The following is a 12,201-nucleotide window of genomic DNA, read 5'->3' as shown; positions in this document are numbered from 1 at the left end:
CGCGATTTCTCGCGGCTTCTGCAGGATCTGGCGCCCGAAGTTGGACTCGAACCAACGACCCCCTGATTAACAGTCAAGTGCTCTAACCGGCTGAGCTATTCGGGCGGGGACGCGCATTCTAGTAGCTGATTCACAGAGATGCAACACCCTGCGCAGCCATCACCAGCAGCCGGCCACCGTCGACGCGGCCGGCGTCTTCACATTGGCCTGGTTCACGGTGAGCGTGCCGCATTTGTCCTTGGTCTGCGTACCCTGCGGAGCCGCCGTCAATGTGAACGTCCCCTGCGCCGCCTGGATGCTGACGGTGTAGTACGCCGTCCCGCCTTCGCGCGGCGACTGGATGGAGGTCGCTCCATTGCTGAAACGGAAATTGGCATACGTGTTGTTGGTGGTGTGCGAACGCTCGGCCGACTGCGCGTATTCCACCAGGTCCGCCTTGGCCTGTGCCCGGCGCGACTTCCGCACCTGGTCGGCGTAGGACGGATAGGCCACGGCTGCCAGGATGGCCACCACGGCCACTACGATCATCAGCTCGATCAGGGTGAATCCGGGCGCACGCACCAGCAGGGAACGGGGGGCCGGCATCCGGGAAAGGCTCGGTGACATCGCGGGAATCTCCATTGCTTACTGGATCTGGCGCCAGGACTGGCGACCGCAGGGATACGGTACGTACAGGGGGGGAGCGCCGGAAACGCTGACGGCCATCCAGCAACCCGCTCCCGGCGGCACACCCGGAACCTCGGCGCCACTGCCTGGATTGGTGGGCGGTTGCAGGCGCGGCACGACGGACACGCCCACATCCTTGATCGGCGCGGTACCCGAGGTTGCCAACGCGATCGCCGCGGTGCCCGAGGCTGCCGAGATGCCCGTTGGAGACCCCGAACGGGCGCCGGAGAGCCCGGCGATGCCACTGCGGGGATTCAGGCCAAACAGCCAGTTCGCACCCGAGGTGCTGCAGCCGCTGGTGACTTCCTGTGGCGCGTAGGTCGGGATGAACAGGATGCCCGAGGCGAGCTCCGGATAGCCTACCGAGCGTTCACCGGCCGGAAGATCCACATACCAGCCGACCGACGCTGCCGGTCGCGTACCCACCTGCAGCGTGCGTGAGCTGCCGCTGGTCACCACGGAATTGGAAGTCAGGTTGGCGCGCGTCAACGTCGTGGTCACCGCGCCATTGACCTGGTCGTTGAACCCATAGAGGCTCTGGACCTGCGTATAGGACACCGGCAAGGTGTCATCGTTGAACGAGAAGCTACCGGTGCCGAACATCACCAGCACGCCCCCTGCTTCACCCGACGCAACCTGCAGGCCGCCGGTGATGGGCTGGCGATAGGTCGAGCCGCTCTGTACGAAAGTACCGGTAGTGAACACCGGCACGGTCACCGAGGTGGCACTGGACAGCAGATCGAACTTCCACACTGCGCCCTTCAGGTCGGCCGCGTACACGGTATCGGCGTATCCGTCGCGCACGCGCGCCGGCGCACCCGTTGCCGGGTCAGTGACCAGATTGTTGACACGATCAAGGACCACGACGTTGCCAAGGCCATTGCGCCCGGCAATCGTCGAGTTGGCTTCGCTGGCCTCGATCATGCGCACCGTGGGCGCGCCGGTGCCGATGTCGACCACGAACAGCACCGCTTTGCCACTGGCACTGGAATAGCCGTTGCCGAAGATTGCCTTCCAGCTGACCGTGCCATCGGCTGCACGTACCGGCACGATCACCGGCTTGCCCAGAACGTGTCCGATGTTGGCGCGGACGGCCGCATCACCCGCAAGATCGTTGATCTCCCAGAGGCGATTACCGGCCGCGAAGCTGCCCGGCGTGGTCACATCCAGCGCGAATACACCGCGACCACCGGCACCGGTACTACCTACCAGTGTCGTGTGCCAGGACGTGCCATAGAAAGTATCGCCAACGGTCAGCGGCCCATCCACGAAGTATTTGTGGACGAACGGCTGTGCGTTCTTCTTGGCCGGGTCATACGGCAGCAGCAGGTTGCCCATGTGCCCGTAAGACGTGGCCGGGATGTAGCCGAACAGTTCGCGACCACCATTGCCGCCGGTGGTACCCGCCGCGTCCATTCCGCCATCGAAGGCGTGCAGCATGCCGTCATTGGCGCCCGCATAGACCACATAGCGATTGTTGGAACGCTTGGAGTTCAGGTAGGTGATGTAGCTGGAGGCCAGCGTACCGCCCAGGGCCCGGTAGCCGAAGTCGTCGACCGGGGCACTGATGACCGGGGTCGAATTGACGATGTCGCCCAGCACGGTGGTACGGTCGCGCAGTTTGCCGTTGTTGCGCACCTCGCCCGTGGTATCGCCCAGAAGATAATTGGCTGCGGATGCGGCAGTGGCCCCCAGCGCTGTCAGGTTGGCCGTCGTACAGATCGACTGTGACGGATACAGACTGTTGGACAGCCCACACAGCCCAGCCAGCGTAACCGTGCTGGTGTCGAATCTACGCACGCTGCTGCCATCGTCGAAATACACGTTGCGTGCGGCAGCGGCCGGAACCTGCGCACTGGCCTCCCACATCGTCGAATACTGGGCTTCACGGGTGGTCGGATTCACCGACACACTGCTTGCCGTCAGGCGGCTGTACCAGTCCGTGCCATTGTTCTGCACGTCGTACATCGGCGTGACCGTCAGCGAACCGGCGCCGATACGCGCGCCGCTGAGGGCAAACGTGCCCGACGGCGAGGAACCCGAACCGACCGCAGAGAGCACACGACGCATTGCATCTGTCACGTCCGAGGGCGTCTTCGCGTTGATGAATTCACCACGGCTGTTGATCGCCGCATGCCAAAGTTCATCGATAACGCGACCATCGTCATCACTGAGCGGATCGCCATTGGAATTCCAGCTTGGCGGATTGGCGTAGGGATCGCTGGTCGCGGCCTGGTTGACCTCGTAGATCAGGCCCTGCGCACCGAGAGTGACGCCGTAGAAGTTCATGTGCAGGTTGGTCTGGCAGTCCAGGCGCTTCCAGTCCGGCGACGTCTGGCTGAGCGATTTGCACTGCTCCGGCACGGGCACGAGCCCGGCCTGGAAACTGCTACCTGACCGCAATGGCGTCGAGGGCCCTGCGTAATAGGAAGCGGCAATATCGGCGATGGTATTGCTGTAGCCATCAGCAAAGGGCGCACCGGGGAAGTGGGTGCCGCCTGCCGAGTCAGCGTTGCCGTAACCGCCAGCAGAGTTGTTGACGTTGGTGTAGCCGTCGGTGAACAGCATTCCGCCGTTCTTCTGGCAGGCGCGGATCACTGGAGCCCCGGCGTCGGTACGACGGAACTGCTCGCCCAGGAAAGCCACGGCCTGACGGTTCGGCGTACCGCCGTTGGGCTTGAGCCGGTAGATCTGCCCGAACAGATCTGGACGCTGGGTCGCGACGTCATACATCGTCACGTCCTGGCGGTTGTTGATGGTGAAGTAACCCACCCGCATGTTCTCCACGCCGAACATGGCATGCGAGGACGAACCCACCATCGACAGGATGCGGTTGCGGTGGTACTGGAACCAGTTGGCGAAGTTCTTCTGCGCATCCGCCAGCTGCGTCGTATTTGCTCCGTAGTTCTCCGGCAGGATCTGGTACCGGCGCATGTCGCAGCCAGGGCCACAGGCACCGCTGACGATCGGCCGGTTGGCATCGCTGGTGAGATAGCCTGCGGGCGCGGCCTGATCGACCGGCAGGTAGAAGGTGGCTGGTACGTAGGCGATCTGCACCGTGCAGTCCGCACGCACCGTCACGTCATTACCCAGATTGGTCCAGTTGTTGCCGGAGCCGGGCAGGCCATTGCTGCTGTTCGAATTGCAGCTGCGGCCATTGGAACGGTAGCGGGTACCGGACGGAATGGTCATGCCGCTCAGGAACTGGAAGGCTTCACCATTGACCTGCCGGTAGGCAAGGTCGTACACCGTGTTGTAGCCCGTGTAGAAATCACTGCCATACAACGTCGAATCGCGCGGATCCACGCGCGCCGCACCGAAGGATGCCGGAGGCCAGAGAGTGGCGTTGTTGGCATCACGCTGCGGCAGACTCCACGGCTCATAAGTCACCGCCGGATTGTAGTAACCGGCGTTGTAGGTCGGCGAGCGGGCAAAACCGAACGCATCGATCGGTGGAATGGCGCGCCCGGGCGAGTAGGACGTATTGAAGTTCGAATGCGGGAACAGGTAGAGATAGCAATCGGTGGAGTTGTTCGAGCAGCCCTCGCCCACGTTGTAGAACACGCCGGCCGAGCTGAAGAAGCTGCTTCCATTCCACTGCATCCGGCCGTCGCCACCGCGGAAGATACGCTCGAACGTCATCGAGTTGGAATCATCCACTGCCATGATGAAGGCTGGCTGGATCGACGTAGTGTTGTTCAGCGGCGCCTGTGCCAGGTCACCCTGCCCCTGTGCGGCGAACAGGTTGTAGGCGAAGTAGCCGCCTGCACCAAGCATGGCGAGCGCGGACGCGGCGATGATCCGGGAAGTACGACGGGACATGCCGGCGGCCTCAGAGCTTGAAGATGGTATCGACCGATGCCGTAGACGAGGAGTCCGTCGGGGTATCGGTGGCGAAGGTGGTGATCTGGTAGATCGGAGTAACCGGGTCGAGCGGCTTGCCCATCGACAGTGACCCGCCACCGATGACGCAGGAATCGATGCGACGCACGTTGACTGCCTGGGCAGTCGTCAGCGGGCGCGCGCGCCCCCAGGCCACCGGATCAAAGGCGATGTCGCAGTTTTCCTGGATATCGGTCGCCACCAGGGGCGCATTGCTCGCGGCGGCTGTACGGTTGGCGATGCTCTCGATCGCCATCTCGCTGCGCCGGGTCACACCCTCCGCGTTCTGGAATGCGACGTTGGTCGCACGGTAGTTGGCGGCCATCTTTTCCTGCATGCCCGCCACCTGCATGCCAGCGATACCGATCAGCGCCAGCAGGATCAGCATGATCAGCGCCACATACAGCACGGCACCGCGCTGCTGGCGCGGCATCGGACGCATACGGGGTCGAGTGTTCATGGCATCAGTTCCCGAAGAGGCGATTGCGCAGGGCGATGGTGGATTCGTAGGTGGCGCGGTAGCGTGTATCGCTCTGCGCCGCCGGCGCGAAGCCCACGCCCAGCGCACGCGGATAGTTGACTGCGTCGGTCGGCGCCTCGGCCTGGGAAGGTTGAGGGCTGCGGGCCAGGATGCCGACCTGCACCTGGCCGACACGCCGCCACTGTCCGGCGCCTGCGGCATTGGCGGCGGTGGTCACGCCACTGGCGATGGCCTGCGTCGTGATGTTGCCGGTCGGCGGCGAGGCAGATGTGATGGCGGCATTGCTGTCCAGACCGAACAGCAACTGCATGCTCTCGATGCCTTCAACGAGTTCCTCGGCTGCGCTGTAGCCGTTGTTGCCATCGGAACGAGCGCGCATCAACGCCGGTTCACCGGTGGTGCCCGAGGTCCCCACGAAGTACACCACCGATTCGGCTCGATAGATCATGGTCTGGCCGGTGGGCTGCACCGTGTAGCGGTTCAGGTTGGAGCCTGCGGCAGTCACTTTTCCTGCGGCGTAGGTGCCCTTGAACACATTGACGTGGCTGCAGTCGGCCACGCCGAACAGATTGGGGGCGCTGACGCCCCCCTCGAGCAGGCGCGTCCCGGCGGTACCGTCGAAGCCCACCACGCTGTTGGCGCTCGGCAGCAGCGAGGTTACCGGCACACCTTCGCTGGCCAGGTAGCGCAGCACCAGGATGTCGCTGCCGCCGCGTGGTTTGAGCGCGGTGATCGCCGCAGGCAGACCGGTCGGCGTCGCCCAGCCGGCACCCAGTGTCAGGGTGGCTCCCGGTGCGGTGTTGGGCGCTTCATAGCCCTGGATGCTGACGCTGAAATCCAGTGGGTCCCCTGAACCGGTGACCGCACCAGTGTCAACGGTCGGATCGCCCTCACCACGGACGAAATGCGCTTGGTCGTTCACGCAGCCGAAGTGGCCCGCCATGCGGATGTCACGCTGCAGGAACTCCAGGGCAAAGCGGCCATTTTCCTGGGCCCGGGCATTGCCTTCAGCCAGCCGCGACGCAACGCGGGAAGCAAGGAACACCTGCACCACACCCAGCATCAGCACCAGGCCAATGACCATGGCCACCATCATTTCGATGAGCGAGAGGCCGGCCGCCTGGCGGCGGAATGAAGGAGAGCAACTCATAGCTGCGACACCAGAGTGAAGGTGGTCTGTGCATCCGGATTCTGGGGATCCCAGCGCTGATCTCCCCAGGTGATGCCCACCGTTACCCGACCATTGGCGTTCTGCACGGTAGCGCTCGCGCCTTCGCCAAGCGCCTGCACGACCTGGCACTGCCAGCGGGTGATGTTGCTGGCCACACCCTGGTCAGCGCCCAAGACACGAGTGCAGCTGCTGGCCTTGATCGAATTGGCTGCGAACGCGGCATTGGTGTACCAACCGGCCTGGTAGCGGTTGCTGCGCATCTGGTCGAGCAGGTCATAAGCCAGGTTGGTCGCCTGCGTGCGGTAGTTCGAGCTCTGCACGAAACGTACATTCATGGTCTGCAGCAGGGCGAAGCCCAGCAGGCCGAACGCGAGTACGAGGATGGCGATCAGCACTTCGAGCAAGCTGAAACCCGCCTGCCGCCGCGAAAAAGAAGGAAGACGACGGGTCATTGGCAGGCAGCCTTGGTGGAAGTGATCTGGCCAGCCGCGTTGATGGTCAGGGTGCGCCGAAGGGTATCGCTGCCGCACTTGACCGGCTGCAGCACGATTTCCTGGGTCGTGGCCGCGCGGCGTCGCCCCCGGTTGTCGAAGCTGACCACGGCACCCGGACCGGTGACCGTGACCGAATCTGCGCTGACGGCGACGAAACGGAGCACGGCTTCATCGCTGCCCTTGCTGCCATCGCCATTGACGTCGGCCCAGGCCAGCATGCCCGAGGACCAGGAGTTATCGCAGCTGGTGCCGTTGGAGCTGCCGCAGATGCCGCCTCCCCTCTTGTTACGGACCGCTTCGCTGCGGGCGAGCGACAACAGGCCGGTGATTTCATTGCCGGCGGTAGCGATCCGGTTGGAGCGGATCGTGCTCTGGAAGCTCGGAAACGCAATGGTGCCGAGAATGGCGACCACCGCAATGGTGACCATCAGTTCGACCAGCGTGAAGCCATTGGACCGGCGCGATGACATTGGACGCTCCCCAGCGTGTTGGTGGCCACGATGGCGCACCGGCCTGCCGCCGGCAAGCGGCGGCAGGATGAACGGTCAGATCCGGGCGACGGGCGTCAAAGGCTTGACGACCCGCCCTGCCCCGGCCGGTCCGGCGCGGTCCCCGCCGCGCCGTCCAGCTGCCCTCGCCTCGCTTACGCCAGCACCTGGTAGCAGGGCTGGTACTCGCCGGAGATCTTCATCCGGCGCTGCTCGACGAAGGCACGCAGCAGCGCGTCCAGGGCCTGCATCATGTCGGGGTCGCCATGGATCTGGAACGGCCCGAACTCCTCGATGCGGCGCATGCCGTCTTCCTTCACGTTGCCGGCGACGATGCCCGAGAACGCCCGGCGCAGGTCGGCGGCCAGCGCGTGCGGTGCGCGCCCGTGGTGCAGGTCCAGCGCCGCCATCGCTTCGTGCGTCGGCACGAACGGCTGCTGGTATTCCCACGGAATCTCGATGGACCAGTTGAAGAAGAACGAGTCCTTCTGCGCCAGGCGATGCTCACGCACGCGCTTGATGCCGGCCGACATCTTCTTGGCCACCGCCACCGGGTCGCCGATGACGATTTCGTAGCGCTCTGCCGCAGCGTCGCCCAGGGTCAGGCGGATGAAGCGGTCGATCTGCTCGAAGTACGGCGCGGCAACGGTCGGGCCGGTCAGGATCAGCGGGAACGGCAGATCCTTGTTCTCCTCGCGCAGCAGGATGCCGAGCAGGTAGAGGATTTCCTCGGCAGTACCCACGCCACCGGCGAACACGATGATGCCGTGGCCGATGCGGACGAAGGCCTCAAGGCGCTTCTCGATGTCCGGCATGATCACCAGGTGGTTGACGATCGGGTTCGGCGACTCGGCGGCGATGATGCCCGGCTCGGTCAGGCCGATGTAGCGCGTCACGGTCCGGCGCTGCTTGGCATGGGCGATGGTGGCCCCCTTCATGGGGCCCTTCATCGCGCCCGGGCCGCAGCCGGTGCAGATGTCCAGGCCGCGCAGGCCCAGCTCGTAACCGACCTGCTTGGTATACAGGTACTCGTCGCGCGAGATCGAGTGGCCGCCCCAGCAGACCACCAGGTTCGGGTCACCCGGGTTGAGGATGCGCGCGTTGCGCAGCAGCCCGAACACCGCATTGGTGATGCCCTCGGACGACTCCAGCTCGGCCGCGTAGGCCGGGCCCATCTCGATGGCCATGTAAGCCAGGTCGCGGACCACCGCAAACAACAGTTCGGCGACACCGCGGATGATTTCGCCATCGACGAACGCCATCGCCGGCGCATTGGCCAGGTCGATGCGCACGCCGCGATCCTGCTGCGCCACCTGGATGTCGAAGTCGGGATAGAGATCGCGCGCCGCGCGCGGATCATCGGAAGCACTGCCACTGGTCAGCACGGCCAGCGCGCAGCGGCGCAGCAGCTCGTGCATGCCGCCGCCGGAGGCATCGCGCAAGCGCGCAACCTCAGCCCGCGACAGCACATCCAGGCCACCACGCGGGTAGATCCGCGCGTCCTGCACCGGCAGCGTCCGCGCTGCCTTTTCGTTCGTTGTCATATCCACTTTTCTGCTTCCTTTAAGGTGTCCGACTGTACTGCCGCCCCCTTAAAAAGCAAAACGGCCGGGAAGCCCGACCGTTGGATAGGTGCGTCCCGCGTTCGCCGCTTCGGGACCGCTTCGGCGGCATCTGCGCCGCGCACGTGTCTGGATGCTACGCCGATGCAGGCACCCCCGCAAGGACTTTCGCCTGAACGGAAAACGGCCGGGTTTCCCCGGCCGTTTCCGTGCACAGCTGTTGCTACGTCAGTTCATCAGAACTGGTAGCGGAAGCCCAGCTGCAGCGACCACTGCGACACACCGACATCAAAGCCGTCTGCGTCATTGTTTGCCACCGCCGGCAGGTCAGCGCCGCGGAAGTTGTACACGTACTTGCCGTCCTTCATGCCCTGCAGGGTGGCCACACGCGCATCGGCAAAGAAGCCGTAGTCGTAGATGTTGCCCCACTTCTTGTTCAGCATGTTGCCGACGTTCTGGATGTCCAGCCACACTTCCGACTTGTGACCCTTCATGAAGCCCGGCAGCTGCTGGCTGATGCGGATGTCGAAGGTGTTGATCCAGCCGGTACGGAACTGGTTGGCCGGAGCGTAGCTACCCGCATACTTGGCCAGCTGCGGGTTGGCGGCCAGCCACTCGTAGAACGACTTCTCCATTTCCGGGTTGGCGGTGAACCGACCGGTGTCCTTGTTGATGTCACCGAACAGCACATCGCCCCGGTTCGGCACGTAGAACAGGTCGTTCGCACTACGGCTGTCGCCGTTGGCGTCGTTGACGTAGACGTAGCTGTACGGACGGCCGCTACGGCCTTCGTACACCAGGCCCACCTTGGTTTCGTAGTCGCCGAAGAACTTGTGCTTCCAGTTCAGCGAGCCCGACAGGCGGTCGCGGATCTCGTAGCGCGAGGTGTTCTCGGTTTCGCTGTTGGCGTTGAAGGCGTACTGGTAGCCCCAGCCCGAGCTGGCGGTGGAGCTGGTCAGCGAGCCCACTTCGGTGGCGTCGGTGTAGGTGTAGCCGATGTTCCAGGACCAGTCGCTGGCTTCCGACCACGGCTTGCTCAACGACACGGTGAACTGCGAGGTACGGCCCTTGTCGGTGTTGGCGATTTCGTACACCGAGTCGTAGGCACCATTACGCCCGGCGCGTGCGTCGTTATTGGTCCAGAGGTTGCCGTTGCGTGCCGCTGCGTAGTAGAGCGCACGGCCGTCCGGACCCAGCTGCTGCACCGGACCCAGGTTCAGGTTCTTGTAGTACAGCGCGTCCTTCACCTTGGTGACCAGCAGCTCGGCCGAAGCCACGATGCCGTACCACGGGGTCTCATGGTCGAAGGCCAGGTTGGCCTTGTACACCGACGGCATGTTGAAGTCGCTGCCGACGAAGTTGACGTTCTGACGATTCGAGCCCGGGGTGGTCGGGACCGGCTGGCTGTCCTTGTTCGGGTTGAACGGCAGCGCCGGGTTGTTGGAGGTGTAAGCGTAGACCGAATTGTTGAAGCCGGTCGCCGAATAGCTGTTGCTCAGCCACACCTGCGGGGCATCACCCTGGAACAGGCCCACGCCACCGCGCAGCTGGGTCGGGCGCTCGCTGTCGAAGGTGTAGTTGAAACCGAAGCGCGGCTGGATCAGGAACTTGTTGCTCAGCACATCGCTGTTGTTGCGACCGAAGAACGTCGACGCCGCAGCGTTGTAGGCTGGGGCCGGACTGGTGTCAGCACGGTCGCCACGCACGCCCAGGGTCAGGGTCAGATTGTTGTTGACATACCAGGTGTCCTGCACGAACAGGGCCAGGTTGCTGAACTTGTAGTCAGCCGGAATCGAGCCCGGGGTACGCTCCGGATTGTAGTTGTAGCTGCTCCAGCGGCCAGCGGCGAAGTTGTCCAGACCGTAGAAGGTGTAGGCACCCCACGAGTTGGCGCCGAAGTAGTTGTAGATGTCGTTGGTGTCGTACGACGCACCGAACTTGACATCGTGGTTGCCCAGGGTCCATGTACCGGCGGCGTAGTAGTTCCACGCCTTGGTTTCCAGGATGTTGTTCTGCGAGTTGACTTCGGTACCCAGGTACAGCGAGTCACCCGACGGCGAACCCTGGTTGCCGCCGAAGAAGATGCGGATGCTCGGCGCATCGGTGGACACGTTGCGGATCGCCGAGTACTCGCGGTACGAGGCCTTCAGTTCGGTCGAGAAGTTCGAGGTCCAGTCGCTGAACAGCTGGGCGACGTAGCTCTCGTTGGTCTTGTCATGCTGGTACCAGTACGAGCTCAGCGAGGCAGAGCTGGTGGTCATGCCGTTGATGCGCAGCTTGCTCTGGTCGATCTTGCTGTAACGGATGTTGGCACGGTGGTTTTCGCTGATGTTCCAGTCCAGCTTCAGCGCGTACTCTTCCATCTCCGTGTCGCCGTTGCTTTCCAGGCCACCGGCGTTGATGCCGTAGCCCTGCGCGATCTGCTGCGCGCGGGTCACGTCGGCCATGGTGAACTGCGCATTGGCCTTACCCAGCGCGGTTCCGCTCAGGTCGGCGCCCGGCGCGGCCTGCTTGAACTTTTCGTAGTTGGCGAAGAAGAACAGCTTGTCCTTGATAATCGGACCGCCCAAGGTCATGCCGTAGGTTTCTTCCTTGGTGAAGCCCTTGAACGGCTGGCCTTCCGGGTTGTCACCGAACCAGTCGCCGTCACGGTAGGTGCCGTACACCGAACCGTGGAATTCATTGGTACCCGACTTGGTCACCGCGTTGACGGTAGCGCCGGCAGCGGCAGCGATGCTGACGTCGTAGTTGGACAGGTTGATGTCCAGCGCTTCGATGGCTTCCATCGCGACCGGCTGGCGGCGGGTCGGCATGTTGTTGCCTTCCAGACCGAAGGTGTCGCTGGCCGAAACGCCGTCGATGTTGATCGAGTTGAAGCGCGGGTTCTGGCCGCCGGCCGAGATCGAGCCCGAGGCGCGATCGATGAAGGTCACGCGCGGATCCAGACGCATCAGATCCTGGATGTTGCCGCCGATGGACGGCGCAACTTCGATCTGCTGCTGGCTGATGTTGGTGCCCGAACCCATCTTGGTGGCGCTGAACACTTCCGAGCCGCCGCCGACAGCGGTGACCTGCACGGTGTCCAGGTTGGTCGCGGCGAGGTCGCCGGCCAGGGTAGCGTTGATGGTGCCGGTCTGGTTCACGCCCAGGTAGACGCCATCTTCGGTCTTGGTGCCTTCACCCGGCTTGGTGATGGTGATCGAGTACGGACCGCCCACGCGCAGGCCGCGCGCGTTGTAACGACCCGCCGCATCGGTGGTCGCACGCGAAACGGTGCCCGACTCGGTGTGGGTGATGGTGACTTCAGCACCGGCGACGGGCTGGCCGGCGCGGGACACGACCTGGCCGCCGACACCGGCAGAGGTGCTCTGGGCGAAGGCGGGAGCGGCGGCGAGCGCAGCCACGAGACCAAGGGTGAGCTTGGACATCCGGAATGGGTGAGTCATTGTTCGGTAGC

Annotated in this window: 8 protein-coding genes and 1 tRNA gene; all 9 read right to left on the bottom strand. The window is 63.9% G+C overall.

The genetic code is table 11. The annotated features are described in order from the left end of the window. Window positions 1–28: 28 nt before the first annotated feature. A tRNA-Asn gene (locus H3005_RS03450) sits at window positions 29–105 on the bottom strand. 54 nt (window positions 106–159) lie between these two features. Then, window positions 160–585 carry a type IV pilin protein gene (locus H3005_RS03445; RefSeq protein WP_269218791.1) on the bottom strand — a complete coding sequence of 142 codons (426 nt, stop codon included), beginning with the start codon at window positions 583–585 and terminating at the stop codon, window positions 160–162. A 39-nt stretch (window positions 586–624) separates the two neighbouring features. After that, a complete protein-coding gene (locus tag H3005_RS03440; protein ID WP_191077590.1) occupies window positions 625–4,488 on the bottom strand; it encodes a PilC/PilY family type IV pilus protein in 3,864 nt (1,287 codons plus the stop codon). Window positions 4,489–4,498: 10 nt separating this feature from the next. Further along, window positions 4,499–5,008 (bottom strand): PilX N-terminal domain-containing pilus assembly protein, encoded by a 510-nt coding sequence (locus H3005_RS03435; RefSeq protein ID WP_100552084.1) that lies wholly within the window; start codon window positions 5,006–5,008, stop codon window positions 4,499–4,501. 4 nt (window positions 5,009–5,012) lie between these two features. Next, a complete protein-coding gene (locus tag H3005_RS03430; RefSeq protein WP_191077589.1) occupies window positions 5,013–6,179 on the bottom strand; it encodes a PilW family protein in 1,167 nt (388 codons plus the stop codon). Then, window positions 6,176–6,652 (bottom strand): type IV pilus modification protein PilV, encoded by a 477-nt coding sequence (gene pilV / locus H3005_RS03425; protein WP_100552083.1) that lies wholly within the window; start codon window positions 6,650–6,652, stop codon window positions 6,176–6,178. Before pilV ends, H3005_RS03430 begins: the two co-directional genes overlap by 4 nt. Continuing rightward, on the bottom strand, window positions 6,649–7,164 hold the full coding sequence (locus tag H3005_RS03420) for a Tfp pilus assembly protein FimT/FimU (RefSeq protein WP_191077588.1): 516 nt from the start codon (window positions 7,162–7,164) through the stop codon (window positions 6,649–6,651). The genes pilV and H3005_RS03420 overlap by 4 nt, the downstream gene beginning before the upstream one ends. Window positions 7,165–7,337: 173 nt before the next feature. Beyond that, window positions 7,338–8,726, bottom strand: a complete 1,389-nt coding sequence (gene ppnN, locus H3005_RS03415) for a nucleotide 5'-monophosphate nucleosidase PpnN (RefSeq protein ID WP_089240035.1) — start codon at window positions 8,724–8,726, stop codon at window positions 7,338–7,340. Between the two features lie 254 nt (window positions 8,727–8,980). Next, the gene (locus tag H3005_RS03410; RefSeq protein ID WP_191077599.1) at window positions 8,981–12,172 is read right to left on the bottom strand and encodes a carboxypeptidase regulatory-like domain-containing protein; all 3,192 of its coding nucleotides are present in this window, start codon (window positions 12,170–12,172) and stop codon (window positions 8,981–8,983) included. Between the last annotated feature and the right edge of the window lie 29 nt (window positions 12,173–12,201).

The organism is Stenotrophomonas sp. Br8 (genome assembly GCF_014763005.1).
Classification (GTDB): Bacteria; Pseudomonadota; Gammaproteobacteria; order Xanthomonadales; family Xanthomonadaceae; genus Stenotrophomonas; species Stenotrophomonas lactitubi.
This window is presented reverse-complemented; position numbering and strand designations above follow the sequence as displayed.

Excerpts from the sequence above, each read along its gene's own strand:
- H3005_RS03445 (WP_269218791.1), bottom strand. The coding sequence starts at position 585 with ATGCCGGCCCCCCGTTCCCTGCTGGTGCGTGCGCCCGGATTCACCCTG.
- H3005_RS03440 (WP_191077590.1), bottom strand. The coding sequence starts at position 4,488 with ATGTCCCGTCGTACTTCCCGGATCATCGCCGCGTCCGCGCTCGCCATG.
- H3005_RS03435 (WP_100552084.1), bottom strand. The coding sequence starts at position 5,008 with ATGAACACTCGACCCCGTATGCGTCCGATGCCGCGCCAGCAGCGCGGT.
- H3005_RS03430 (WP_191077589.1), bottom strand. The coding sequence starts at position 6,179 with ATGAGTTGCTCTCCTTCATTCCGCCGCCAGGCGGCCGGCCTCTCGCTC.
- pilV (WP_100552083.1), bottom strand. The coding sequence starts at position 6,652 with ATGACCCGTCGTCTTCCTTCTTTTTCGCGGCGGCAGGCGGGTTTCAGC.
- H3005_RS03420 (WP_191077588.1), bottom strand. The coding sequence starts at position 7,164 with ATGTCATCGCGCCGGTCCAATGGCTTCACGCTGGTCGAACTGATGGTC.
- ppnN (WP_089240035.1), bottom strand. The coding sequence starts at position 8,726 with ATGACAACGAACGAAAAGGCAGCGCGGACGCTGCCGGTGCAGGACGCG.
- H3005_RS03410 (WP_191077599.1), bottom strand. The coding sequence starts at position 12,172 with ATGTCCAAGCTCACCCTTGGTCTCGTGGCTGCGCTCGCCGCCGCTCCC.